The organism is Streptomyces sp. NPDC000983 (genome assembly GCF_040299205.1).
GTDB lineage: Bacteria > Actinomycetota > Actinomycetes > Streptomycetales > Streptomycetaceae > Streptomyces.
The window spans coordinates 150444-175161 of record NZ_JBEPBM010000015.1; the positions used below are offsets into that span (position 1 = coordinate 150444).

At 74.2% G+C, this 24718-nt stretch carries 21 protein-coding genes; 12 read left to right on the plus strand and 9 right to left on the minus strand.

Going from position 1 to position 24718, the window contains the following annotated elements:
- Positions 1-67: 67 nt before the first annotated feature.
- The 4 genes from ABT296_RS19405 (at position 68) to ABT296_RS19420 (ending at position 4943) form a co-directional block, all read left to right on the plus strand.
- Entirely contained in the window at positions 68-271 is a 204-nt protein-coding gene (locus ABT296_RS19405; protein ID WP_351928845.1) for a hypothetical protein, read from the plus strand.
- Positions 272-743: 472 nt separating this feature from the next.
- Complete coding sequence (gene sthA, locus ABT296_RS19410) at positions 744-2147, plus strand: Si-specific NAD(P)(+) transhydrogenase (protein WP_351928847.1); 1404 nt, start codon at positions 744-746, stop codon at positions 2145-2147.
- A 352-nt stretch (positions 2148-2499) separates the two neighbouring features.
- Entirely contained in the window at positions 2500-3972 is a 1473-nt protein-coding gene (locus ABT296_RS19415; protein WP_351928849.1) for an APC family permease, read from the plus strand.
- An 11-nt stretch (positions 3973-3983) separates the two neighbouring features.
- Positions 3984-4943: a hypothetical protein gene (locus ABT296_RS19420; RefSeq protein WP_351928851.1), complete on the plus strand. Its 960-nt coding sequence runs from the start codon at positions 3984-3986 to the stop codon at positions 4941-4943.
- Position 4944: 1 nt separating this feature from the next.
- Here the strand turns inward: ABT296_RS19420 and prcB are convergent, their stop codons facing one another.
- The 5 genes from prcB to ABT296_RS19445 form a co-directional block, all read right to left on the minus strand.
- Positions 4945-5799, minus strand: coding sequence for a proteasome subunit beta (gene prcB, locus ABT296_RS19425; protein WP_351928853.1), 855 nt, complete (start codon positions 5797-5799; stop codon positions 4945-4947).
- A 72-nt stretch (positions 5800-5871) separates the two neighbouring features.
- Positions 5872-6816, minus strand: coding sequence for a lysylphosphatidylglycerol synthase domain-containing protein (locus ABT296_RS19430; protein WP_502977283.1), 945 nt, complete (start codon positions 6814-6816; stop codon positions 5872-5874).
- Positions 6813-8330, minus strand: a complete 1518-nt coding sequence (locus tag ABT296_RS19435) for a hypothetical protein (RefSeq protein ID WP_351928855.1) — start codon at positions 8328-8330, stop codon at positions 6813-6815. The genes ABT296_RS19430 and ABT296_RS19435 overlap by 4 nt, the downstream gene beginning before the upstream one ends.
- Before the next feature lie 212 nt (positions 8331-8542).
- Positions 8543-9418, minus strand: coding sequence for a GNAT family N-acetyltransferase (locus ABT296_RS19440; RefSeq protein ID WP_351928856.1), 876 nt, complete (start codon positions 9416-9418; stop codon positions 8543-8545).
- Between the two features lie 114 nt (positions 9419-9532).
- The gene (locus ABT296_RS19445; RefSeq protein ID WP_351928858.1) at positions 9533-9928 is read right to left on the minus strand and encodes a YybH family protein; all 396 of its coding nucleotides are present in this window, start codon (positions 9926-9928) and stop codon (positions 9533-9535) included.
- Positions 9929-10102: 174 nt separating this feature from the next.
- Here ABT296_RS19445 and ABT296_RS19450 point away from each other — a divergent pair, with 174 nt between their 5' ends.
- The 7 genes from ABT296_RS19450 (at position 10103) to ABT296_RS19480 (ending at position 17852) form a co-directional block, all read left to right on the plus strand.
- Positions 10103-10840: a nucleoside/nucleotide kinase family protein gene (locus ABT296_RS19450; protein ID WP_351928860.1), complete on the plus strand. Its 738-nt coding sequence runs from the start codon at positions 10103-10105 to the stop codon at positions 10838-10840.
- A 1-nt stretch (position 10841) separates the two neighbouring features.
- On the plus strand, positions 10842-11291 hold the full coding sequence (locus ABT296_RS19455) for a DUF6325 family protein (RefSeq protein ID WP_351928862.1): 450 nt from the start codon (positions 10842-10844) through the stop codon (positions 11289-11291).
- Positions 11292-11333: 42 nt separating this feature from the next.
- Positions 11334-11627 (plus strand): SHOCT domain-containing protein, encoded by a 294-nt coding sequence (locus ABT296_RS19460; RefSeq protein ID WP_351928864.1) that lies wholly within the window; start codon positions 11334-11336, stop codon positions 11625-11627.
- 666 nt (positions 11628-12293) lie between these two features.
- Entirely contained in the window at positions 12294-14231 is a 1938-nt protein-coding gene (locus ABT296_RS19465) for a phosphatase PAP2 family protein (RefSeq protein WP_351928866.1), read from the plus strand.
- Between the two features lie 95 nt (positions 14232-14326).
- Entirely contained in the window at positions 14327-16006 is a 1680-nt protein-coding gene (locus ABT296_RS19470) for a phospholipid carrier-dependent glycosyltransferase (RefSeq protein WP_351928868.1), read from the plus strand.
- Positions 16007-16148: 142 nt separating this feature from the next.
- Positions 16149-17069: a MurR/RpiR family transcriptional regulator gene (locus ABT296_RS19475; RefSeq protein WP_351928870.1), complete on the plus strand. Its 921-nt coding sequence runs from the start codon at positions 16149-16151 to the stop codon at positions 17067-17069.
- Between the two features lie 417 nt (positions 17070-17486).
- The gene (locus ABT296_RS19480; protein WP_351928872.1) at positions 17487-17852 is read left to right on the plus strand and encodes a hypothetical protein; all 366 of its coding nucleotides are present in this window, start codon (positions 17487-17489) and stop codon (positions 17850-17852) included.
- 358 nt (positions 17853-18210) lie between these two features.
- On the opposite strand, the gene ABT296_RS19485 is transcribed toward ABT296_RS19480, so the two are convergent.
- The gene (locus tag ABT296_RS19485) at positions 18211-18828 is read right to left on the minus strand and encodes a peptidoglycan-binding domain-containing protein (RefSeq protein WP_351928874.1); all 618 of its coding nucleotides are present in this window, start codon (positions 18826-18828) and stop codon (positions 18211-18213) included.
- 168 nt (positions 18829-18996) lie between these two features.
- Between ABT296_RS19485 and ABT296_RS19490 the strand changes: the two genes are divergently transcribed.
- Positions 18997-21423 carry a polysaccharide lyase 8 family protein gene (locus ABT296_RS19490; protein WP_351928876.1) on the plus strand — a complete coding sequence of 809 codons (2427 nt, stop codon included), beginning with the start codon at positions 18997-18999 and terminating at the stop codon, positions 21421-21423.
- On the opposite strand, the gene ABT296_RS19495 is transcribed toward ABT296_RS19490, so the two are convergent.
- The 3 genes from ABT296_RS19495 to ABT296_RS19505 form a co-directional block, all read right to left on the minus strand.
- Complete coding sequence (locus ABT296_RS19495) at positions 21410-22240, minus strand: ATP-grasp domain-containing protein (RefSeq protein WP_351928878.1); 831 nt, start codon at positions 22238-22240, stop codon at positions 21410-21412. The two genes, ABT296_RS19490 and ABT296_RS19495, sit on opposite strands and share 14 nt — an antisense overlap.
- Before the next feature lie 98 nt (positions 22241-22338).
- Positions 22339-23316, minus strand: coding sequence for a hydroxyacid dehydrogenase (locus ABT296_RS19500; protein ID WP_351928880.1), 978 nt, complete (start codon positions 23314-23316; stop codon positions 22339-22341).
- A gap of 251 nt (positions 23317-23567) precedes the next feature.
- Positions 23568-24665 carry a substrate-binding domain-containing protein gene (locus ABT296_RS19505; RefSeq protein ID WP_351928882.1) on the minus strand — a complete coding sequence of 366 codons (1098 nt, stop codon included), beginning with the start codon at positions 24663-24665 and terminating at the stop codon, positions 23568-23570.
- Between the last annotated feature and the right edge of the window lie 53 nt (positions 24666-24718).

A 24718-nucleotide genomic window follows, 5' to 3' on the forward strand; every position in this document is an offset into this window, starting at 1 on the left:
ATAACTGACCCGTTCGCGCTTCAGCGCCCGGGCCGCACCCAGTGAACGGACCCGAGGAGCCGAGATCATGCCGACGTCACAGCCCTCGTCCGGGCCGTCCGAGGACCGCGCCACCCCGGACGACCTGCTCCACGCCCGCACGGGCACCGAAGTGTCACCGGAGGACCTGGTCCTTGCCTCGGGCAAGGACATCACCCCGCGCAATATGGAATGGGCCCGGCGGAAGCTGGAGGCGGAGGGACCCGCGGCCCTCGACAAGATGCTCCCCTGAGCGGGCGGACAGCGGCTCGGCGGGGCTCCGACGGGTCCGGGCACACCGCCCGGACCCGCTGGACCGGATGACCGGCGAATCCGCCGCGGCTCCACGGGCGCCTCGGCGGCCGCGTGCGGCCCTCGGCGCCGGTGGCCCGCGGTGTGCGTGGCCTGCGCGCCGGTGCGGGCCACGAGGTCCGGAAAGCCGGACGGGGACCGTGACGTTCGGAAAGCCGGACGGGGACCGTGACGTTCGGAAAGCCGGACGGGTACCGTGACGTTCGGAAAGCCGGGCGGGGCCGTCAAGTCCGTGAAGCCCGGCGGGCGGCCGGCATCGCCGCCCCGCGCCCCCAAGACCCTGCACCGCCCTCCGGGAACCGGCATCACGCCGGGCCGTCGTCCAACTGGCGGGCGGCCGAGGCGCGTTCGCCGGACGCCGTTTCCCGGTCCGCCCTTTCGGAAACGGTCTTGGTGCTGCCAGACTCCGGAGGATGCCCGACTTCGACATGCTCGTCCTCGGATCCGGTCCGGGTGGCCAGAAGGCCGCCATCGCCGCGGCCAAGCTGGGCCGCCGGGTGGCCGTCATCGACCGCCCCGACATGGTCGGCGGTGTCTCCATCCACACCGGCACCATCCCCTCCAAGACCCTGCGCGAGGCGGTGCTCTACCTCACCGGACTCACCCAGCGCGACCTGTACGGCCAGAGCTACCGGGTGAAGGAGGACATCACCGTCGCCGACCTCATCTCGCGCACCCAGCACGTCGTGGGGCGCGAGGTGGACGTCATCCGCAGCCAGCTCTCCCGCAACCAGGTGGCGCTGTACGCCGGCACCGGCCGGTTCGTCGACGACCACACCGTCGCCGTACGGGACGCCGACGGCAAGGACCAGCTGTTCACCGCCGAGCACATCGTGATCGCGACGGGCACCCGGCCCGCGCGGCCCGCCAGCGTCGCCTTCGACGGGCGGACCATCATGGACTCCGACAACGTGCTCACCCTGGAACGGGTCCCGCGCTCCATGGTCATCGTCGGCGCGGGTGTCATCGGCATGGAGTACGCCTCCATGTTCGCCGCGCTCGGCAGCCGGATCACCGTGGTGGAGAAGCGCGCCGCGATGCTCGACATGTGCGACGTGGAGATCGTGGAGTCGCTCAAGTACCACCTGCGGGACCTGGCGGTGACCTTCCGGTTCGGGGAGACGGTCGCCTCGGTCGAGCAGCACCCGCGGGGCACGCTCACCGTGCTGGAGAGCGGCAAGAAGATCCCCGCCGACGCGGTGATGTACTCGGCGGGCCGGCAGGGCCTTACGGAGGAACTCGACCTGGACAAGGCGGGGCTCTCCGCGGACCCGAGGGGCCGTATCCAGGTCGACGAGCACTACCGCACCGAGGTGCCGCACATCTACGCCGTCGGCGACGTGATCGGTTTCCCGGCGCTGGCCGCGACCTCCATGGAGCAGGGCCGAACCGCCGCCTACCACGCGTTCGGTGAGCCGGTGGGGCGGATGCACCACCTCCAGCCGATCGGGATCTACACCATCCCGGAGATCAGCTTCGTGGGCCGCACCGAGGACCAACTCACCGAGGAGCGGGTGCCGTTCGAGGTGGGCATATCCCGCTACCGCGAGCTGGCCCGCGGGCAGATCATCGGCGACTCGCACGGCATGCTGAAGCTGCTGGTCTCGCCCGGGGACCGCAAGCTGCTCGGGGTGCACTGCTTCGGCTCCGGGGCGACCGAGCTGATCCACATCGGCCAGACGGTGATGGGCTGCGGCGGCACCGTCGACTACCTGGTCGACGCGGTGTTCAACTACCCGACCCTCGCCGAGTCGTACAAGGTCGCCGCGCTGGACGCCACCAACCGGCTCCGGCACCTGGACCGCATGGACGGCTGACACCCCGTACGCGACGCCTGCGCGCCCACCCCCGGAACCTTCCGCTCCGAGGGGCGGGCGTCGGGCCGACGCCCCTGCTCGCGAAGGCGTTTCGGGTGTCCGTGACGGTACGCGCCCACCCGGTCCCGCACGGTCCGCGGCTGGGGCTATCATCACTCATCACGTGCACACGCGGTGTGATCGTACGCCGACTCTGCGGTCGCACGACCCGACCGGTCGCCCAACTCCCCTTCGCCGTCCGGGCCCGAGGCCATCCCTCCCCGGACCGCGGCCGGTGCATCCCCCCACCCCCCATACGCCGTCCGGGCCCGTCGGCCGCCCCGGTGGCGTGCACGACGAAAGCAGCACAGCCATGCGCAACCCCAGGGGCAGAGGGCTTCAGGCAGGTGCCCTCGGTACGTTCGACACGGTGGTGATGGCGGTCGCCGGCAGCGCCCCGGCGTACTCGCTCGCCGCGACCACCGCGGTCCTGTTCGGCGCGGTCGGCACGGCCGGACCGGCCGCCCTGCTCTACTGCGCGATACCCATGCTCGGCATCGCGCTGGCGTATCGCTACCTCGGCCGTATCGACGTCAACGCGGGCGCCGGCTACTCGTGGGTGGGCCGCACCCTCCATCCCTTCCTGGGCTTCCTCAGCGGCTGGGCGCTGGTGGTGTCGGCGACCGTGTTCATGGTGGCCGGTTCGCTGCCCGCCGGGTCGATGACGCTCGCCCTGTTCGACGAGGAACTCGCCCGGAACACCGCGTGGGCCACGGTGGTGGGCGCGGCCTGGTTCCTGCTGATGCTGCTGGTGGTGCTGGGCGGCGTCCGGCTCACCGTACGCGCCCAACTGGTGATGTCCGGCGTCGAGTTGCTGCTGCTCGCCCTGTTCGCGGTCCTCGCCGTCCTGCACTCCGAGCACGCCCGCGCCTTCGACTGGTCCTGGTTCGGCCTCGGCCACTTCGACGGTGTCACGGGCTTCGCCTCGGGCGCGCTGATCGCCGCGTTCTACTTCTGGGGCTGGGACGTCACCGGCAACCTCAGCGAGGAGACCCGCGACAGCCGCCGCACCACGGGCCTCGCCGGGCTGATCGGCCTCGGGGTGGTCTTCCTGCTGTTCGAGGTGTTCACCGTCGCGGTGAACGTGGTCCTCTCCTCGGACCGCATCCGGGCCGGCGAGGCCAACGTGCTGGCCGCGCTGGGCGAGGAGATCTGGCCGGGCTGGGGCGGGCGGCTGCTGATGCTGGCGGTGATGCTGTCCACCGTCGCCACCCTGGAGACCACCCTCATCCAGGTCACCCGCTCGCTGTTCGCGATGGGCCGGGACCGCACGATGCCGTCCGCGCTGGGGAAGGTGCACCCCACCTGGAACACGCCGTGGGTGGCCGTCGTCGTGGTGGGCGCGGTGGCGCTGGTGATGTTCGTCGCCTCCAACGCCCTCGGCACGGTGGGCGACATCCTCGCCGCCGCGATCTCCGCGATCGGCCTGCAGATCGCCTTCTACTACGGCCTGACCGGCCTCGCCGTCGTGGTCGCCTACCGCAGGACGCTGCTGAGGTCCCCGGTCCGCTTCGTCCTCGGCGGGGTGTGGCCGCTGTTCGGCGCACTGTTCATGTTCTGGGTGTTCTTCGAGTCGCTCGGTGAGCTGGACGCGGCCGCGATCACGATCGGGATCGGTGGGCTGGCCGCGGGGCTGCTGCCGATGTTCTGGTACCGGCGGCGCGGCAGCGACTACTACCGGCCCGCCCGGCTGGACGCCGCCCGCGCCGTCGAGACGGAGTACGTGCCCGCGGGCCGCCCGACCGCGCACGCCCGCGTCCACGAGGGCCTCCCCACCGACTTCTGAGGGGGCCCGCGATGGCGCGAGACCACTGCACTCCCGACTTCGACCCCGACTGCGGGGACGCGCCCCTGACCTCCGCGCGCCAGGACATCGTCATCGGACGCTGGCAGGGGCTGCGCGACCTGCTGCGCGTCACCGGACCCGACTGGGTCTCGCGCGGGCACCGGGTGCGCACACTCGCCCAGTACTGCGCCGACCGGTCCGCCGTGGAGTCCTGGCTGGCCGCCGAACCGGACAGCGCCGACGCGCTGGTGCTGCGGGCGGCCACCGAGACGACCCGGGCCTTCAACCTGGCCATCGCCGCCGGCCGGGGCGTGCCGATCGACCGGCGCCGCATCGACACGGCCGTACTGGCGTGTCTGCGGGCGGCCGAGGCGTACGCCGGTGATCCCACGCCGTGGATCTCGCTGATCTCGGTGGCCCGGCTGTACCCGTCCGGGGTACGGCGCCAGGAGCTGGCCCGCTGGTGGGACGAGCTGCACCGGCGGGACCCGTACAGCGTGGAGGGGCACCTCCAGGTGCTGCACTACTACTCGGCGCGCTGGCACGGCAGCCACAGCCTGATGTACGACTTCGCCCGGGACGCGGCCGGGGTGGCGCCGCCGGGCTGCGCGCTGCCGGTGCTGCTCCAGTACGCCCGGGTCGAGGAGTACCGGCACACGCTGGACGCGGCCCGCGACCGCAGCACCCTCACCGGGCTCGGCCAGCACTGGGACCACGCCGGCGCGGTGGGCGACGTACGGCGCACCTGGCAGCGCTGGTTCCAGGGCCGCGGCGGGCACTCGGTCGCCCCCGCCGAACTGCGCGACCTGCACTACCTCACCCATGCCGCCTGTCTGGCCGGCCTTGCGGACATCGCGGCCGAGCTGCTGCGCGCGAGCGGGCGCCGGGCCACCCGTACTCCCTGGTCGTACACCGGGGACCCGGTCCGCCAGCTCACCAAGTGGCGGCGGGAGCTGCTGCCCGGGCCCTGAGTCACAGGGCGGCGGCCGGCCCGTCGGGGCGGCTGCCGCGGTGCTCGATCATCTCGTGGGCCAGCGCGGCGGTCTCGGGCTCGGTCAGCCGCTCGAAGCCGTCCTCGGTGATGACCGAGACGATCGGGTAGATCCGGCGGCCGAGGTCCGGGCCGCCGGTGGCCGAGTCGTCGTCGGCGGCGTCCCACAGCGCCTGGAGCGCCGCCAGGGCCGCCTCCCGGCGGGTCATGTCCCGGTGGTAGAGCTTCTTCAACGCGCCCCGGGCGAAGGGGGACCCGGACCCCTCGGCGTGGAAGTCCCGCTTCTCGTAGAGCCCGCCGGCCAGGTCGAAGCCGAAGATGCGGCCCCGCTCGCCCTCGGGCCTCGCCGGGTCGTAGCCGGTGAGCAGGGGGACCACGGCGAGTCCCTGCATGGCCTGGCCGAGGTTCTCGCGGATCATCCCGGCGAGCCTGCGCGCCTTGCCGCCCAGGGTCATCGGGGTGCCCTCGATCTTCTCGAAGTGGGTGAGCTCCACCTGGTAGAGCTTGACCATGTCGAGGGCGAGGCCGACGGTTCCGGCGAAGGCGACGGCCGTGTGGTCGTCCGCGGGGTGCACCTTCTCCAGGTCGCGCTGGGCGATGAGGTTGCCCATGGTGGCCCGGCGGTCTCCGGCGATCAGGACGCCGTCGCGGTAGGTGAGGGCGAGCACGGTGGTGCCGTGCGGTACCCGGTCGTCGTCGGCGCGCATGCCGTCGGGCAGGACGCGGCGCGTGGCGAGCAGTTCGGGGCGGTGGGCGGCGAGGAACTCCGTGAACGAGGAGGACCCCGGGGTGAAGAACTCCTCGCCCAGTTGCCCGCCGTGCTCGCCGTGCGTCATGGCACTCCCCCTCGGTCCGGACCGACACCCAAGGTCCTACCTGAACCGTGCGCGCGGGAAACTCCGCCCGGGTCACAGCGCCTTGCGGCGGATCAGCGCGGCGAGCACCAGCAGCCCCGGGAGCAGCGGCAACCACACCGTCAGCAGCCGGTACCCGATCACCGCGGAGGCGGCGGCCGTCGCGGGCGCCCCGGCGGCGGTGAGTGCCAGGGCGAGGACCGCGTCGAGGGAGCCGAGGCCGCCGGGGGTGGGCAGCAGGGCGGCCGCGCTGCTCGCGGCGAGGTAGAGCAGCGCCACCCGCGGCGGGGGCAGCGGCAGCGCGACGGCCTGGGCCACGGCGACCAGGACGGCGCAGTGCAGTACGGCGAAGGCGAGCGAGCCGCCCCACAGGGCCGTCGCCCGGCGGGGCAGGGCGTGGACCGCGCCGATGTCGGCCAGGGCGGCGCCGAGCCACCGCCGGCAGCGCCCGCGCAGGGGTCCGGCCAGGACGGCGGCGGCCACGACGGTGACGCCTGCCGCGACCGGCACGGCCGGGGCGCCGTCCGGCAGGTGGAGCACGCCCGGGCAGGCGACGGCCAGGGAGGCGATGAGGAGCGCGCGCACCAGGACACTCGCGGTGCCCTTGACCGCCACCGCGGTGGCCGCCCGGGCGGCGGGCAGTCCGCAGCGCATCAGGAAGCGCAGGTTCACCGCGCCGGCGCCGAGTCCGGCGGGCAGGACGTGGTTGGCGGCCGAGGCGGCGAACTGCGCGGCGACGAGCCGCCCCCGGGGCAGCGGGGCGCACACCGCGCCCTGCTGGGCGAGCGCGGCGCACAGCCAGGTGCCGGCCGCCGCCGTCGCGGCCACCAGCAGCCAGCCCTGATCGGCCAGGGCCAGCCGCACCGCGCCGGACTCCAGCACGGGCCAGTGCCGCCTGGCGAGCCATCCCGCGACGGCCAGCACGGTCAGGGCGATCGCGCCGTGCCAGTAGGCGGCCCGTCCGCCCGCGCGGGCGCCGGTGACCGGCCCGGCCGTCACTCCGGCCCGCCGGCCCGGCCCGGGGCGCCGCCGGTGCCACCCGGGGCGATGCGGACGTCGAGTCGTTCGACGCGGTGGAGTTGCCAGCCGCGCGCGTAGGAGGGGGGTGGGGCGCCGGGGACGCTGAGGGTGGCGACCGGGACCCGGCGGGCGGTGCGCAGGATCTCCGCCGCCGTGGTGTTGGCGTTGTTGCCGCCGATCGCGCCCGAGGAGCAGCCGGTGTAGTGGGCGACCGGGATGGCCTGGTGCCCGGTGAGCAGGCAGGGCGCGACCACTCCCAGGGAGTGCAGCGTGTCGGCGGTGCGCTCCCAGGCGCGGCGGTCGGCGGCGGTGCGGTCGACGACGTGGTCCAGGACGGCGTACTGCACCGCCAGGTGCCCGGCCAGTCCGAGGGCGAGCAGGCCGGCGGGCAGCGGGTGCCACCGCCCGCCGGGGGTGGTGACCAGGTGGCGCAGCGCGTCGGCGACGGGCACGGCCACCAGCGCGTAGGCGGGCAGCAGGAAGCGGGGGGCCGCGTACCCGATCAGGAACAGGTACGGGACGGCGGCCGTGGTGGCGCAGGCCAGGGGGATCAGGGTGCGCGCGGTGCGCCCGGACCGTACGGCGATCACGAGCGCGAGGACGGCGAGCAGGGGCAGGACCACCCACCACGCGGTGACGACGGGGTTGGGGAGGGCGCCGGTGCAGGGCCGGCACAGGGTGCGCCCGACCAGGCCGCGCAGCTGGTCGTCGACGGCGAGGTGCCAGCCCAGCCCGCCCTGGACCCGGGACGCCTCGGAGAGCCGCTCCCGCAGTCCGCCGTAGGAGGTGTACGCCTCCACCACCCAGGGGACGGCGCCCGCCAGGAGCCCGGCCGCCGTGACCAGGCCGAGCCGTACGCGCCGCAGCAGGAGGGCGCCGACGAGCAGGGGCAGCGCGGTCCAGGCGGCGTCGGTGGGGCGCATCAGCGCCATGAGGGCGGCGCCCGCGGCCACGCCCCACAAGGTCGCCGGGGCGGGGCGGGCGCAGGTGAGGGCGCGCAGGAAGCAGCCGACGGCGAGCAGGGCGCCGAGGGCGACCCACAGGTTGGGCATGGCCTGCGGGGCGTAGAAGAGCGTCACCCACAGGGAGGCGAACAGCGCGCCGCCGGCGGCCAGGACGCGGGCCGGGAAGAGGCCGCGCCAGGCGCGCAGGGCCAGGTGGAGGGCGAGGCCGGAGAGGACGGCGAGGTAGATGCGCAGCAGGACCACGGAGGACGACCAGGACGCCACCGGGGCCACCAGCAGGGACACGCCCCGGGCGCGCGGCGCGCTGTAGAAGGCGGCCGGGGCCGGGTCGTCGACCTGGCTGACGTAGACGACCTCGTCCCAGCCGAGGCCCAGGCCCGGGGGGACGAGGAGGAGTTGGGCGGCGGTGAAGGCACCGGCCAGGGCCGCGAGCAGCGCGTTGTCGCGGGTCCGCCAGGACGGGCCGGACACGGCCACCGTGTCGCGTCGCCCCCCGCCGACGAGCATGGCGTCGGTGCCGTGGGCCATCGTCCACCCCTTACCGCTACGCGCCGTGGGAGCCGCCGAGGGCGGGCGGGGTCACGGGGAGCAGAGAGACAAAGAGTCAGGGAAACGCATGAAACACGGACAAATTAACCCGCTGATGGCGGGTGCGCAGCGCCGGTTCCGCCGAGCGCCTGACGGCGGTCTGCGGTCTGCGGTCTGCGGTCTGCGGTCTGCGGTCTGCGGTCTGCCTGGTGCTATCCGGGGCTGTCGCCGCGGCGCAGGTCGCGGATCTCCGGGAGCCGCCGGAAGCCGGCCGACTCGTAGGTGGCCACGGCGGCGGTGTTCGCCGCCGGGGTGTAGACGAGCGCGCTCGACGAGCCCAGCCGGCGCAGGGCCGCCGCCGCGGCGACGGTGACCGCCCGGCCGTGGCCGCGTCCGCGGTGGTCCCGGTGCACTCCCATCGGCTCGATCAGACCGGGCCTGCCCGGACCCGCCGACCACACCGTCACGGCGGCCACCGCGCGGCCCCGGTCGTCGTGGGCGAGCAGGCAGCGGGCGTCGGCGTGGGCCGGGCCGGCCGCCATGGTGTGCCAGCGCTCCTCGGTGAACGTCGAGCTGCCGAACGCCCCCCGCTGCACGGCGGCCCGCGCGCCCGCCCGTCCGGGCCCCACCACCTCGATCCGCGCACCGGCGTCCGGCACCGGGTCCGTCAGGTCGCGGCACAGCGGCGCCCAGGGCTCGTCGTCGGCCCAGCCGTCCGCGGCGAGCAGCTCCCGGACCAGGGTGCCCGCGGGAACCTCGGCGGCGGCCTCCGGTCCGGCGAACACGCCGCCCTGCGTCGCGGACAGGTCCGCGGCCACCCGCCGGGCGAGTTCCTCGTCGCGGCGCGCGTCCGGCGCCGTCGTCAGCCGCAGCAGGTCGGGCTCGTCCAGCAGGCCGACGGCGAGGATGCGTCCGTCCCGGCTCCAGGTGCGCAGGGCCGCGGCCGTCGCCCGCGCGCCGAAGCGCCAGTGCCAGCCGAGGTCCCCGGGGTGCAGCTGCCACGGCGCCCCGTCGTGCTGCCACTCCCGCAGCAGGCCGACGATCCCGCTCGGTCCTTCGGTCCCCGGCCCGCCCAAGTCGATCGCCACACCCCGGATGACACACCATCGCGGGCCGGTCGCGCACCGGTTTCGCCGGTCCGGTCGCGCAGCCGTTCTCCGGTACGGTCGCGTGCACGGTTCGCGGGCAGCGCCGCCGCGGGGTCAGTCGTGCGGGAACGAGTGGTGTTCGTGGGCGACGATCCAGCGGCCGTGCTCCTTGCGCAGGCCCAGGGTCAGCCTGAGGCGGTGCGTGGGGTGTTTGGCCAGCTCCTCGGGCATGGCGCAGCGCAGCAGGGCGTGGGCGTAGGCCACGTCGGTGCCGGCGGTGACGTCGAGGGAGTCGATCTCGAAGCACGCGCCGTTCGCCTGCCAGCTGAAGAACGGCGGCCAGGTGGCCCGGTACGCCTCGATGCCGTGGATGCCCTCGTGCGGCGGGGGCACGTCGAACATGACGACGTCCTCGGCGTGGTCCCGCAGCACGCCGTCGAGGTCACCCCGGTGCACGGCCTCGGCCCATCGTGTGATCAGTGCGCGGATCCGCGTTTCGTCCTCGGACACGGCGCGCCTCCTTTCCCTCTCCGGTCGTTACGTCGGCTTCTCCTGATGTCGACTTCCTGGGCGGCCGGAAGTAATCGGCGGGTCGGCCGCGATGTGCGCGGGTGGCGGACTCGGCGGGCCTGCCGCGGTGCGCGCGGATGACGCCGGCGGGGTGGGCGATGGCAGACTCGGCCCGTGCCGCAGACCTTCGACGACCTCCTCGCCCGTGCCCGCGCCCTCACCACCGACGGACCCCGCGCGGTCCTCGGCATCGCGGGCAGCCCGGGCGCCGGGAAGACCACCCTCGCCGAACATCTCGTACGGCGGCTGAACGGCACCGGCGAGCCCTGGGCCGCCCACGTCCCGATGGACGGCTTCCACCTGGCCGACGTGGAACTGGACCGGCTGGGCCGCCGCGACCGCAAGGGCGCCCCGGACACCTTCGACGCCGCCGGGTACGCGGCCCTGCTGCACCGGCTGCGCACGGAGCCGGACGCGTCGGGCACGGTGTACGCGCCGGGCTTCGAGCGGGTCCTGGAGCAGCCGCTCGCGGGGGCGATCCCGGTGCCGCCCGAGGCCCGCCTGGTGGTGACCGAGGGCAATTACCTGCTGCTGGGGACGGGCGACTGGGCCCGGGTGCGGTCCGAACTGGACGAGGTGTGGTTCTGCGCGCTGGACGAGGACGAGCGCCTGCGCCGGCTGATCGCCCGGCACGAGGAGTTCGGCAAGAGCCACCGGGAGGCGGTCGACTGGGTGATGAGGTCGGACCAGCGCAACGCCGAACTGGTCGCCGGGACCCGGCGGCGGGCGGACCTGGTGGTCACCGCGTCGGCCGTGCCGTCGCCGGGCGGACCGACATGCGAGGAGCGCGGGCCGGTGCTGCAATTGAGGGAGGGGGGCGTCACCGAGCGTAGCCGCGAGGAGCAGGAGTGACATGGTGAGCGAAGCACACGAAGCCGTGGGCCCGATCGACTACCTGGTCGTCGAGTTCCCGGGCAACCGGATGACGGGCGAGGGCTTCCCCCTCCTGGTCGACCTCGTGGACCGCGGCATCATCCGGATCCTCGACCTGATGTTCGTCCGCAAGGAGACCGACGGAACCGTGAGCGGCATGGAGATCGCCGACCTCGACGGCGACGGCACGCTCGACCTGTCCGTCTTCGAGGGTGCCTCGTCCGGGCTGCTCGGCCAGGACGACCTGGAGGACGCGGCCTCCGCGCTGGAGCCGGGCAGTTCCGCCGGCATTCTGATCTACGAGAACAGTTGGGCGGCGCCCTTCGCCGCCGCCATGCACCGCAGCGGCGCCAGGCTCGTCGCCTCGGGGCGCATCCCCATGCCGGCGGTGATGGCCGCCCTCGACGCGGCCGAGTCCGCCACCACCTGAAACGACCACCGATCACGTCAGACGGGCCGAAAGGGATCAGTCATGCCAGGTCTCCTGCGCGGAGTCGCGCGCACCGCGGTCGTGGCCGGAACGGCCACCGCCGTGTCGAACCGGGTGAGCCGCCGCCAGCAAGGGCGTTGGGCCGCCCAGGAACAGAACCGCTACGAGCCGCCACCGCAGCAGGCGGCGTCGTACGCCGAGCCGGCGGCACCGCCGGCCGCCCCCGACATGTCGGACAAGATCGAGCAGTTGAAGCAGCTGGGCGAGCTGAAGGCCCAGGGCGTGCTCACCGAGGCGGAGTTCGCGCAGCAGAAGGCCAGGATCCTGGCCGCCTGACCGGCTCCCCCTCCACTCCGGCTCCCCGCGGGTTCCTCCCGCCGGGGAGCCGATCCATGCCGTGACGGACGCGGTGCGCGCCCGGGGTACGGGGGTTACGGCGGTTGTCCGGGGCGCACGCGCTCACGCGGGCGGGGGCTGAGGGCTGGGGATCAAGGCTGGCGCCGGAGTTGAGGGCGGGGGCCACCACACCGCCACCCAACTGTCACCGAGGCGCGCACGGCCGGCGTGCACGCGGCCGCCCCGGAGGGTGAGGCGGGCCGGGGAGGACTCCATGCCGTCGGCCAGGGCGGCGCCGTACTCCCGCCCCGAGTCCGGCAGTTCGCGCGGCGAGACGCGGCAAGACCCGGCGCGGGACAACACCGGCCCCCGCATCCCCGCGACCTCGACCGAAAGCGCTCCACAGCCCGTATACAGGCAGTCCACAGCTCCGCCGGTCAACTGCACGACAGCGCTTTCCCGTTCACTTCCGGGACAGCGGGCGGTCGCCGGACGATCCCTCGACCGACACCCCTCGCCCGTAGATCTTCGCTGGTACGACTCGATCCGCCGTGACCGCCCCTCGCGGTACGCCCCCCGCCCTCGGTCACGAGGCGCGCGGAACCGTCGAGTCGCCGCGCCGGATCCCCCGGCCGCAGTGCCGTAAAGCTCCAGAGAGGCAGTCGTATGCCGTCCACCGCCGGGCCCCGCCCCCTCGCCGCGGTCCGTGAAGTCCCCCTGAACAGAAGGGGTTTCCTCAGAACCTCCCTGGGCGCCTCGGCCGGGGTGCTGGCCGCGCCCACGTTCGTGACCTGGCTGGCCGCAGCCGACGCCAAGGCCGCGGCCGGCGCCGCCGCCTTCGTCGACGACTACCGCACCAACACCGTCGCCAACCTCACCGCCGACACGAACGCGGTGGTCCGGATCCTCGGTGGTTTCGCCGAGGTGTGGCGGACCGGCGAGGCCTGGAACACCGGCACCCCGCTGATGCCCGAGGTGCTGCGCGCCAACGTCCGCCACTGCGTGCGGGTGACGACCACCCGGACGGCGGAGCAGGCGAAGGAGGCCTTCGTCGTCGACCGTCAGCACCAGAGCTACGCCATGATCGCCGGCCTCGGCCCGCTCGCCGAGCTGTACCGCACCGGCGCCAAGGCGGTCACCTCGATCACCGCCGCCCCCGACGGCACCCCGGCCGGCACCGTCAGCGACGCCGTGCCCGCCGGCGCCCCGGCCGGATCGGCGCTCGGCGCGGGCTCGTACACCTCCGAACTCGGCAAGGTGGCCCAGCTGGTGGACACCGTGCGCGGCCCGTTCGCCTCCGGCAACCCGGCCAAGGCCGCCTACCAGTACCCCCGTCCGTGGCGCATGAACGAGGACAGCGAGGTCGTCGACACCGGGCAGAAGGACGCCCTCGGCCACCCGGTGTACGACTCCCGGGTCGTCGTCGCCCCGCAACTGCTGCGGCAGCGCGGCGCCAACCCGGCCGAGGACGGCGGGTTCCCGAGCGGTCACACCAACGCCCTGCACCTGGCCGGACTGGCGTTCGCGTACGCCGTACCGGAACGCTTCCAGGAACTCGTGACGCACGCCCTCGCCCTGGCCGACACCCGGATCACGGCCGGCATGCACTCGCCGTTCGACGTGATCGGCGGCCGGGTCATGGCGACCGCGCTCGCCGCGGCCGCGCTCGCCGACCCCGCGAACGCCGAACTCAAGGCCGCCGCCCGCGCCCAGGCGCTCGCCTACTTCCAGGAGCGCACCGGCGCCACGGCCGACGGGCTGTACGCCTGGGCGCACTCCGCGGACACCGCCACCGACCCCTACGCCGACCGGGCGGCCAACGCCCGCTCCGCGCGCCCGCGGCTGACGTACATCCTCCCGAGGCGCGGCCGTGATCTGCCCCTGGCCGTCCCCAAGGGCGCGGAGGTGCTGCTGGAGACGCGGCTGCCCTACCTGGACGCGGCGCAGCGGCGCGCGGTGCTGGCCGGGACCGCGCTGCCCGCGGGGTACGTCCTGCTGGACGGGCCCGAGGGGTGGGGGCGGCTGAACCTGTTCGCCGCGGCCGACGGGTACGGCGCCTTCGACACCGACGTGCGCGTCACGCTCGACGCGGCGGCGGGCGGCTTCCACGCGGCCGACAGCTGGCGCAACGACATCGACGGCGTGGGCGGCCTGACCAAGCTGGGCACCGGCACGCTCACCCTGACCGGCGACAACGGCTACCGGGGCGGGACCGTGGTGGCGGGCGGTGTGCTGGTGGCCGGGGCCTCCCGGGCCCTGGGCCGCGGCGAGGTGCGGGTGACGGCGGCCGGCACGCTGGACGTCGCCGAACCGGCCCGCGTCGAGGGCGGCTACGTCCAGGACTCCGGCACCCTCCGGGTCACGCTCGGCGCCGGCCGCACGCCCGCACTGCGGGTGCGGGGGCGGGCCCGGCTGGAGCGGGGCTCCGCGCTGTCGCTGCGCCTGGACGCCGAGCGGCCGCCGGCCGCGGGCAGCACGGTGCCGGTGCTGCACGCGGCGGCGCTGCGCGGCCAGTTCGACCGGATCGAGCTGAACTCCGCCGCGCTGCGCGCCGTACCCGTCTACACGGCGGACGGGATGTCGGTACGACTCCTGGGGCGGTGACGCCGTCGGCGGCGGGAGCTGGTGCACAGTAGGCGCATGAGGCGCCGCACCACCCCTCCCGCCACCTCCCGGCCGTTCGCACCGCGGGGCGGATGATGGCGAGCGAACCGGGCACCCGCCCCCGCCCGCCCGCGGTCGGCGATGTGCCGACGCGGTCCCACCGGCCCCGTCGGCCCTGGCCGGTGCCGCTGCTGGTGGCCGTGCTGCTGGCCCAGATGGCGGTGGCGATGGTGACGACGGCGGTCCGGCAGACGCCCACCATCGACGAGCCCGTCTACGTGGGGACGGCCGCCTCCTACCTCCACGAGCACCGGCTGCGGCTCAACCCCGAGCATCCGCCGCTGGGCAAACTCGTCGTGGGCGTCGGGGTGGCGCTCGCCGGTCCGGCCTACGACGCCTCCTTCGAGGGCGATCAGGGGCAGGTGGGGCGCCACCTGCTGTACGGGTCGGGTAACGATCCCTGGCGGCTGATGCTGTTCGCGCGGCTCCCGGTGATCGCGCTGACCCTGCTGTTCGGGCTGGTGGTGTTCGCCTTCGCCCGTGAACTGGCCGGTCCGGTCGGCGGGTTGGCGGCGCTGGCCCTGTACGCCTTCTCCCCCGACCTGGTCGCGCACGGTTCGCTGGCGACGCTGGACGTGCCGGCGGCGGGCTTCGTGCTGACCTCGGTGTGGCTGCTGTGGCGGGCCCGGCTGCGGCCACGGCTGTGGCTGCCGTTCGCCGGGGCGGCCCTGGGCGCGGCGCTGGCGACGAAGATGAGCGCGCTGGCCGTGGTCCCGGTGGTCGTGGGGCTCGCGGCGGCGTCGGCGTGGTGGGCGGGCCGGGGGCCTGAGCGGCGCGGGGCGTGGCGGCGGGCCGTGGCGGGCGCGTGCGTCGTGCTGCTGACCGCCGTCGCCGTCGTCTGGATCACCTACCTGCTGGTGGACCCGCGGCTGCGCTGGGCGCCGGAGCAGCCGGTGCCGGTGGCGCGCGGGCTGCACGGGCTGGCCGTGGAGGTGCTGCCGCTGCCGGAGGCGTACCGGGACGGGATGCGGATCCAGTTCGCCTTCGAGAACCACCCCTGGCAGGGGTTCCTGTTCGGGCGGGTCTACACCGGCTCGCTCTGGTACTACCTGCCCGCCGCGCTGCTGGTGAAGACCCCGCTCGGGATGCTGGCCCTGTGGGCGGCCGGCACGGCGGCGGTCCTCGCGGTACGGCGGCTGCGGCCCGCGGCGCCGTACCTGCTCGCGCCGACGGCCGTACTGCTGGCGGCGGCGATGCTGGGGTCGCGGGACTTCGGGACGCGGTACGCGGTGTTCGTGCCCATGTTCCTGGCCGTGGCGGCGGGTTGTGTCACCGCGGTGGGCCGCGGCGGGGCCCGGGTGCGCGCCGTGGCCGTGACGGCGGTGCTGGCGGCCTGCGTCGCGGTGAGTTCGCTGCGGGCCTTCCCCTACTATCTGCCGTACTCCAACGAGGCGTTCGGCGGTCCCGCGAAGACGCATCTGCGGCTGCACGACGCGGCCGTGGACTGGGGGCAGGACCTGGGCCGGCTGGCAGACCGGCTGCGCGAACGTCACCCGGGCGAACGCGTCTGGCTCGTGTACAAGGGCAGCGGGGTGCCCCGGTACTACGGCATCAGGGCCGCCGACCCGCGGACCGTGCCCGCGCGGAAGGTGCGCGGACTGCTGGTCGTTTCGGACAGCTCCATCGCCAAGGCGAAGGGCAGACTCGCCGAGTTGATCGACAGCAGCCGTCCGATCGATACGGTCGGCCACTCGATCACCATCTTTCGGCGCTGATCGATACGTGCTCTCCCCCATCTCACCCGCGGCGCACCGCGGGTGACGCGCTTCCGCGCTCCCCGTGCCCGTCGGCGACCTCCTGGCCAACACGGTGTGTGAGCTATGTTGAGGCACTGTGGAAGACAAAGGAGGCGCCCCCGTGCCATCGCCGCAGCAGGCACGCGCGCAGGCATCCGCCATCACCTCGGGGAAGACCGCTCCGGAGACGGAGGCCTCCCCCACTTCCCGGCTGAGAACGCTCTTCGACGGCCCCCACCTGTCCCCGGGCCAGCGGCGCATCGCCCAGTACCTGATCGAGAACATCCACGAGGCCGCCTTCCTGTCGATCACCGATCTCGCCGAGCGGGTCGGGGTGAGCCAGCCCTCGGTCACCCGCTTCGCCGCCGCGGTCGGCTTCAGCGGTTACCCGGCACTGCGGGAGAAGCTGCAGTCCATCGCGCTCGGCACGCTGTCGGGCGGCCCGGCCACCGAGGAGAACGGCAGCAACGAACTCCAGGCGGCGGTCGACGCCGAGATCGACAACCTGGAGAACCTGCGCCGCGACTTCAGCGACCCGGACCAGCTGATCGAGCTGGGCCGCAAACTGTCGGCGTCGACCCCGCTGACCGTCCTGGGCCTGCGCATCTCGGCGTCGCTGGCCGAGTACTTCGCCTACGCGGCACGCCGCATCCACCCGGACGTGCGGCTGGTGACACGGGGCGGCAGCGTCGCCTACGACGCGCTGCTGCAGTCACGCGAGGCCGGCGGCACCTGGGTGCTGGCGTTCTCGATGCCGCGGCACGCCCAGGAGACGCTGACGGCGGTGCGGGTGGCGCGCAGCGCGGGGCTGAGGATCGCGCTCGTCACCGACCTGGCGCTCGGACCGGTGGCCGACGCCGCCGACGTCGTCTTCGCGACCGGCACCGGATCCCGGCTGGTCTTCGACTCCTACGCGGCGCCCGGCGTCATGGCCGCCGCCCTGCTCCAGGCCATGACCGACGCCGACCCCGAGCGCACCCAGGCCCGGCTCGAGGACTACGAGCAGATCTCCGACCAGCACCAGTTCTTCCTCCGGGACTGACGCGCCCGCCCGGTCCCGCCCGGTCCCGCCCGCCCGGTCCCGCCCGGTCCCGCCCCGCGCGGGACCGGCAAGCGCTTGCGCCACGGGGGCCGAACCGGAGCACACGGGCACCGTCCGGCACCAAGCGGGCATGAATGTTTTCATACGTCTTGCAAACCGGACGGCATATATAAATACTTCTCCACGCCGCACCCGCCCGCAGAAAGCCGCCGGTTCCGCTCTTGCGCACGACTCCCCATTCGCCGTGCGCTCCCCGTCGGTCCAGCGGGCGCCGCGACGGGCCCTCCCAGCCGCCGTCTCCTACCCGCGTCGGCGCCGAGGGGGCTCACCCGGGCGGCCCCGGTCATCCCCTAGGCCGGGGCCGCCCCGACCTCGTCGGACCACCCTCTCGACGCCGCAATCCCGGAAGCGATCACCATGACTCTGATGACCATGCGCACCACCTCGGACTGGCCCTGCCAGGTCAAGGCCCCGGGCACCTACGACTGGGAGCGCTCGGCGGCGAAGTGGCTGCGTGAACTGGTGCCGGCCCGCTACGCCAGCTATCCGGCCATGCTCCGCCACCCGGTGCTGCTCGGCCGGCACGCCCAGCTCCAGGTCCAGCAGGAGATCCGGGTCGCCCGCACCGCGCTGCAGACCGCCCGCGCCGACCTGCCCGGCCTCGGCATGCCCGAGTCGGTCATCGAGCACACGATCAAGATGTACGCGGCCGAGGTCATGCAGTTGCAGCACATCGCCCGCAGCGTGCGGGTCGTCACCCAGGCCCTGGTCGAACGCCGCTGACACCGGGCCGGCCGGGTCTCACGGCCGGACAGCGGTAACCGGCCGGGGTTCAAGGCCGGGCAGCGGTAACCGGCCGGTGCACACGGCCGAGCGGTGGGCCGCGCCGGTCAGTCGTCGTGCCGGTGCCACCAGTACCACAGCACGCCCGCGACGAGGGCCAGCAGGAAGACGGCGGGCAGCACGAGGCCCGGGACGCGGGAGCCGTTCATCGGAGCAGGGCTTTCGGTCAGGAGCGGGCCGGTCGCCGGTTGCGCGGGCCCCGGCGCCCATGGTGACGCAACGTGACACACCGGCCGCCCGGTTTTCCCCGTTCCTTGCCCGGCGTTCGAAGCGCGTGCGGGGCGCGTGCCGGGGCGGGTCAGCCGCCGTCCACCACCGTGCGGGACTCCAGCGCCAGGCGGGTGTCGTCGCCGTAGACCCCGTCCTCGTCGCCGCGGACCCCGTACCAGAGCTGGAAGCGGGCCACGGCCTCGGTGAGGGTGGCGTCGTAGGTGCCGCTGGTGGAGCCGGGGACGTAGACGTCCGGGACGCTCAGCAGGCGCCGCTGGAGCTCGGCGACCTCGGGGCCGCTGTCGCCCTCGCTCAGGGTGCCGGGGGCGTCGGCACCGGGTACGGCCGGGCCGGTGGGGGCAGGTGCGGCGGTCGTGGGCGGTGGGGGCGCGGCGTCGGAGCCGGCGGCCTCGTCCCGCGGCAGCAGGAGCGCGGCGCCGAATCCGGCGAGCGCCGCGACCGTGACCGCCGCGACGACCACGACGCGGGACACGGCACGGGTCGGCTTCGGCCTGCCGTCCGGTTCCGCGGGGACGGCGGGCAGTTCCTGGGTGTCGTCCTCGGAGCCGGACCGCGCGGCCGGCGGGGAGACGGACTCGTAGCCGCCCGGGGCCTGGTCGGACTCGCGGAAGAGGTCGGCGAGGGCGTCGGTGCGGCGGGGCCGCAGGACCCGGACCGGTTCCAGCGGCGGGCCGTTGTTCTCCACGTTGCGGTTTCCTTCCGTCCCGTGCGCGGGGGCGAAAACACTCCGCCGAGTGATACGGCTCCCCCACCCCCGAGGTTCACCCCACCTCCGCACCGAAGATCGATCGATACGCTCAATCGGGCCGCGCATGTTGAGCGTTTGATCGAAACCGTGCTAGACACCGCCGTCATGATGACTCGTTGGTCACGACGTGGCTTTCTGACCGTCAGCACCGGTACCGCCCTCGCCCTCTCGCGTTCCGCCCCGTCCGGGGCCGCCGAGGAAGCGGACGGGTTCGCGACCCTGCGCACGAGATGGCGCACCCTGGTCCTCGGCGAGGGATTCAGCCCCACCGCCGAGCCGTTCCGGACCCGGCTCGCCGAACTGGGCCGCGCCGCCGACCAGTTGCGCGCCACCATGACACCGGCCACCGGTTCGCTCTGGCCGGACCTCGTGTTCGCGGACCCCGAACCCGACACCGACCAGGAGTCCTACGGCCACTCCGCCCGGCTCCACGCCAGTTACCAGCGGCTCGGCACCCTCGCCCAGGCGTACGGCCGCCCCGGCACGGGAGTCACCGGCGACAGCGCGCTCGAAGCCGCCGTCCTCACCGGGCTCGACCACCTCCACGCCCAGGCGTACAGCGCGGACCTGGCCCGCTACGGCAACTGGTACCACTGGCAGATCGGCGTCCCGCAGGCGCTGCTCGACCTCTGCGTCCTGATGTACGACTCGCTCACCCCGGACCAACTGGCCGCCCACTGCGCTGCGGTGGACCACTTCGTGCCCGACTCCGCGGTGGCCGCCTACACCGGGACCAGCACCGGAGCCAACCGGGTCGACCTGTGCCGGGTGCTGGCACTGCGCGGCATCGTCGGCGGCGAAGCGGCGAAGGTGGCGCTCGCCCGGGACGCCCTCTCCCCGGTCTTCCCCCATGTGACCGCCGGGGACGGGCTGTACGCCGACGGCTCCTTCGTCCAGCACACCACGGTGCCCTACACGGGAACCTACGGCTCGGTGCTGCTGGGCGGTCTCGGCCTGCTGTTCGCGCTGCTCGACGGCTCGCCCTGGGCCGTCACCGACCCGGGACGGCAGACCGTCTTCGACGCGGTGGAGAACGCCTGGGCTCCCTTCCTCTACAACGGACTCGTCATGGACGGCGTGTCGGGCCGGGCCGTCAGCCGTGGCCTGGCCGCGTCCGACACCGCCCGGGTCCAGCAGGACGACCATCTGCGCGGCCATCCGATCCTCGCGGCGGTCCTGCTGCTCGGGCAGGCCGCGAGCGCCTCGGAGAACGCGCGCTGGCGGGGGCTGGTGAAGGGGTGGCTCCAACGCGACCACTACAGCCCGCCGATGCGGAACCGGTCCCTCGGGCTGTCGCAGCTGGCGCGGCTGAAGTCGGTCCTGGACGACACCTCGGTCACCGCGGTCGCCGAGCCGACCGGGCACCGGCTGTTCACCGGCATGGCCCGCGCCACCCACCGGCGCCCCGGCTGGGCGGCCTCGCTGAGCATGGCCGACCGCAGGATCACGTACTACGAGAGCGGCAACGGCGAGAATCCGCGCGGCTGGCACACCGGGGCGGGAATGCTCTACTGGTGGGGCGACAGCTTCGGCAACGGCCAGTACAGCGACGCCTTCTGGCCCACCGTGGACCCCGGCCGGCTGCCCGGCACCACCGCCTCGCGCAAGGTCCTCGCGGACGGGGCGGGCGGTGACTGGGGCATCGCCCTGCCCGACGTGGACTGGGTGGGCGGCACCACGGACGGACGGCGGGCGGCGATCGGGCAGCACCTCAAGGGCCTGCAGTCGACGCTGGAGGCCAGGAAGTCGTGGTTCTTCCTCGACGACACGGTGGTCTGCCTCGGCGCGGGCATCCGCTGCGCGGACGGCACGGCGGTGGAGACCGTCGTCGACAACCGCAACCTCGGCCGCGCCGGCGACTCGTCGTTCACGGTGGACGGGGTCGTCCAGCCGGTGGCCCCGCCCTGGTCGGGGACGCTCACCGGCGCGCGCTGGGCGCACCTCGCGGGCCACGGCGGTTACGTCCTCCCCGGCGGGGCGACGACGGTGCGGGCGCTGCGCGAGGTGCGCGACGGGCGCTGGAGCGACATCAACAAGGACGGCTCCACGACCGTGCTGAACCGCGCCTATCTGACGATGTGGGTCGACCACGGCACCGACCCGACGGCCGGCTCCTACGCCTACCAGCTGATGCCGGGCGCGACGGCGGCGCGGACCGCCGAGCGGGCCGCCGACACCGGCTGGCTGGACGTGCTCGCCAACTCCGATCGGCAGCAGGGCGTGGTGGTGCCCCCGCTCGGTTTCACCGGGGTCAACTTCTGGTCCGCCGGCACCGTGGGCGAGGTCGTGGCGAGCGGCCCGTGCAGCGTGATGATCGACGAGCGGGGCGACGGCACGGCGGTGATCTGCGTCAGCGATCCGACGCGAACCCGGGCGGGCCTGGCCCTGACCTGGAACCGGCCGGTGGACTCGGTGCTCTCCCGGCCGGACACGGTCGCCTCGGCGGCGACCGGCGCCTGCCTGCGGCTCGCCTTCGGGGACCTGGGCACCACGGCGGGCGGCACCCAGCGCGTGCGGGTCAGGCTCGGCTGAACATCCCGTGCAGGGACGCCTTCATCGCCGTCACGAAGGCGTCCCGCTCCCGCTCGCCGAGCGCGTCCAGCGACAGATAGGGGTTGAGGTCCTCCAGCTCCACCAGCAGCAGTTCGCCGTCCGGGGCCCGGCAGGCGTCGACGCGCTGGATGCCGTGGCCGAGGCCGTTCCAGTCGATGAAGCGGCGGGCGAACTCCAGGTCGGCGCCGGTGGGTTCGTAGGGCCGCAGCTCCCAGCGCCGGGCCGGGTCGGGGGCGTTGAGCGCGTACTGGAAGGCGTGGTCGACGAAGTAGAAGGAGACCTCGTAGGCGAAGTCGACGCAGGGCTGCACGAGGACGTGGCCGTCGGCCAGCTCGCGGGCCCGGTCCCGGGAGACGATCTCCAGTCCTATCGAGTCCGCGCCCAGCTTGGGCTTGACGACGTAGCGCCCGGCCGCGGGCAGCAGGGAGACGTCCTCGGGCCGGTCGACGGTCGGGATGACCGGGAAGCCCTCGGCGGTCAGGTCGAGCAGGTACTGCTTGCCCGCCATGTCGCCGCGCCCGGAGAGCTCGTTGTAGACGAGCGCGCCGGTGTCGGCGGCGCGCCGGCGAAACGCCTCGTACGCCTCCGGGTGGTCGAGCACAGGACCGCTGTTGCGTACGACGACCGCGTCGAAGCCGTCCATCAGCGCGGCCGCCTCGCGGGGGTTGCACAGGGCGAGGTCGAAGTCCTCGCGCAGCCGGGAGGTGAGGAGGATGTCCTCGTCGCAGTAGCGGCGCCCGCGCGCGGGATAGGCGAGGTCGGAGACGTACAGCAGACGGCGGCGGGCGGACGGCATACGGGCTCCTCGGGGCGTGCGGGAAGCGATCGTAGACACACCCGAGCGCATCGAACAAACGTTGGCTTACCTGGTTCCGGTCCCGTGGCCTGCGGGGTTCAGGCCGAGCGGGTCAGCTCCTCGGGGGCCACCGGGTGGGCGAAGGGCTGCCCCCGGGCGTAGCGGGCGACCTCGTCGACGGCCCGGTCGGTCATCCGGCCGAGCTCGTTGCCCAGGGAGCCGGCGATGTGCGGGGTGAGCAGCACGTTCGGGAGCGTGTAGAGCGGGGAGTCGGGCGGGGGGAGGTCCGGTTCGGTGACGTCGAGGACCGCGTGGACCCGGCCGGTGACCAGGTGGGGCAGGAGTGCCTCGGTGTCGACGAGGTCGCCGCGGGCGGTGTTGACGAGGGTGGCGCCGTCCTTGAGCAGGGCGAGGCGCCGGGCGTCGAACATGTGGTGGGTCTCGGGGAGTTGGGGCGCGTGGATGGACACCACGTCACTGGCGCGCACGAGGTCGTCGAGGCCGACGGCGCGCACGCCGAGTGCGTCGGCCTCGCGGGTGTCGACGTAGGGGTCGTGCAGGAGGACGTCGAGGTCGAACGGGCGGAGCAGTTCGATCACTCGGCGTCCGATGCGGGAGGCGCCGACGACACCGACGGTGCGGTGGTAGTTGCCGTGGCCGCGGTAGTCGGTCAGCACGTCGGGGCGGGTACGGGTGTCGGCGTAGCCGCGGGCGGCGTCCAGGACCCGTTTGCCGGCGAGGAGGACGACGGCCAGCGTGAACTCGGCGACCGGCAGCGCGTTCGCGGCGGCCGCGGAGGAGACGGCGATACGGCGGCGCCAGACGGCGTCGGTGACATGGTCCTTGACGGAGCCCGCCGCGTGCACGACCGCGCGCAGCCGGGGCATCAGCCGCAGCGCGTCCTCGGTGAGCACGGGGGCGCCCCAGTGGGTGAACAGGACCTCGGCGGCGGCCAGTTCGCGGGGGTCGGCGGCGGCGAGGTCGGTGACCGCGGTCGCGGTGTCCACCCGGGCGACGGAGTGCAGGCGGTCCAGGGCGGGCTCGGCGAGGAGCTGCCGGTGGATGCCCTCACCCATGGCGAGGACGGTGCGGGGGCGGGCGTCGGTGTCCAGGGGGTGCCTTCCGGTGAGGCCGTCGTCGGGAAGCGCGCGACGCGGGCGGGGCGGATTCGGCGGCGCCGGGCGCGCGGGCGTGGACGTTTTCCACGGGTTCCCGCGGCGGGCCCGTACGGGAGGGTGCGGTCGAGGGACATCCTTTGCGTGGGAACGATCGACGTCAAGAGCGCCCGCCCAAGACGTTCACTTCGATCACGCTTCGAAGGTAACGCTCACTCTGCGATCGGTTCGCCTCCGCAGGAGTTGCGGACCCGGAGCACCGGGAGCAGATCGAGGTGCTGGCCGGGGCCGGGACGCCGTCCGTCGCGGCGCTCCGCGAGCCGCTGGAGCAGCAGCCGGGCGGCGAGTTCGCCCACCGAGCGCTTGGGCGGCGCCACGGCGGTGAGCGGTACGTCGGACAGGCCCGCGACCTCGTCGTCGTAGGCGATCAGGGCGAGGTCGTCCGGCACCCGGACCCCTGCGGCCTGGAGCCGGGGCACGAGCACGATGGCGTCCTCGTCGCTGTGCACGAGCGCCGCCGTGACCCCTCGCCGGCGCACGGCGTCGACGAGGTGGTCGAGGCTCGCCTCGTAGTCGCCGTGCTCCCGGACGGAGGGCGCGTCGATGTCGGCGTCGAGGCCGAGGGCCCGTACGGCGGCCCGGAAGCCTGCGGAGATCCGGTCGGCGTGCGGCCCCTCCTGGAGGACCGCGGCGATCTTGCGGTGGCCGAGCGAGGCGAGGTGCCCGACGGCGACGGCGGCACCGTGGGCGCGGTCGGTGCGGACCCGGTCCAGGGCGGCGGCGGGGTTGCCGGGCGGCGCCGAGCGTTCGACCAGGACGGCCGGCACGTCTTGTGCCAGGAGCCACTTCTCCTGCCCTTCCTCCGGTACCCCGCCGAACCAGCTCGGCGCGACGAGGAGCCCCTGCGCGCCGCCCGCGATCAGGTGCTCGGCCTGCACGCAGTCCTCGGCGTCGACGTACCCGGACACCCCGAGCACCAGACGGCCGCCCTGGGCCGCGACCGTCTCGCGGGCGCCGCGGACGATGTCGGCGAAGATCGAGCCGGTGGTCGGCACGATCATTCCGATCACCGCGCCCGGGGCGGCCTCCGTGCCCTCGCGCTCGCGCGGTTCGGCGACGGTCTCCTGCGGCCACACCACGGCCCCGTGCAGCCGCCGCACCCTGCCCCGCGCGGCCAGTGTCTCCACGTCCCGGCGCAGGGTGACCGCGGAGACCCCGAGTTCGGCGGCGAGTTCCGCGACCCGGACACTGCGCCGCTCACGGACGAGTTCGAGCACCCGTTCGTGGCGCTGGTCGACATGGAGCCGCATGGTTCCCCCTGGTACGCAACGTGAGCCCGGGCAGTGGCGCACTCCCGGGGCGC

Bases quoted from the DNA above. Each gene is read 5' to 3' on its own strand.
- ABT296_RS19420 (WP_351928851.1), top strand. From the start codon at position 3,984: ATGGCGCGAGACCACTGCACTCCCGACTTCGACCCCGACTGCGGGGAC.
- ABT296_RS19500 (WP_351928880.1), bottom strand. From the start codon at position 23,316: ATGGGTGAGGGCATCCACCGGCAGCTCCTCGCCGAGCCCGCCCTGGAC.
- ABT296_RS19480 (WP_351928872.1), top strand. From the start codon at position 17,487: ATGACTCTGATGACCATGCGCACCACCTCGGACTGGCCCTGCCAGGTC.
- ABT296_RS19490 (WP_351928876.1), top strand. From the start codon at position 18,997: ATGATGACTCGTTGGTCACGACGTGGCTTTCTGACCGTCAGCACCGGT.
- prcB (WP_351928853.1), bottom strand. From the start codon at position 5,799: ATGACGCACGGCGAGCACGGCGGGCAACTGGGCGAGGAGTTCTTCACC.
- ABT296_RS19405 (WP_351928845.1), top strand. From the start codon at position 68: ATGCCGACGTCACAGCCCTCGTCCGGGCCGTCCGAGGACCGCGCCACC.
- sthA (WP_351928847.1), top strand. From the start codon at position 744: ATGCCCGACTTCGACATGCTCGTCCTCGGATCCGGTCCGGGTGGCCAG.
- ABT296_RS19505 (WP_351928882.1), bottom strand. From the start codon at position 24,665: ATGCGGCTCCATGTCGACCAGCGCCACGAACGGGTGCTCGAACTCGTC.
- ABT296_RS19455 (WP_351928862.1), top strand. From the start codon at position 10,842: ATGGTGAGCGAAGCACACGAAGCCGTGGGCCCGATCGACTACCTGGTC.
- ABT296_RS19435 (WP_351928855.1), bottom strand. From the start codon at position 8,330: ATGGCCCACGGCACCGACGCCATGCTCGTCGGCGGGGGGCGACGCGAC.
- ABT296_RS19460 (WP_351928864.1), top strand. From the start codon at position 11,334: ATGCCAGGTCTCCTGCGCGGAGTCGCGCGCACCGCGGTCGTGGCCGGA.
- ABT296_RS19470 (WP_351928868.1), top strand. From the start codon at position 14,327: ATGGCGAGCGAACCGGGCACCCGCCCCCGCCCGCCCGCGGTCGGCGAT.
- ABT296_RS19465 (WP_351928866.1), top strand. From the start codon at position 12,294: ATGCCGTCCACCGCCGGGCCCCGCCCCCTCGCCGCGGTCCGTGAAGTC.
- ABT296_RS19415 (WP_351928849.1), top strand. From the start codon at position 2,500: ATGCGCAACCCCAGGGGCAGAGGGCTTCAGGCAGGTGCCCTCGGTACG.
- ABT296_RS19495 (WP_351928878.1), bottom strand. From the start codon at position 22,240: ATGCCGTCCGCCCGCCGCCGTCTGCTGTACGTCTCCGACCTCGCCTAT.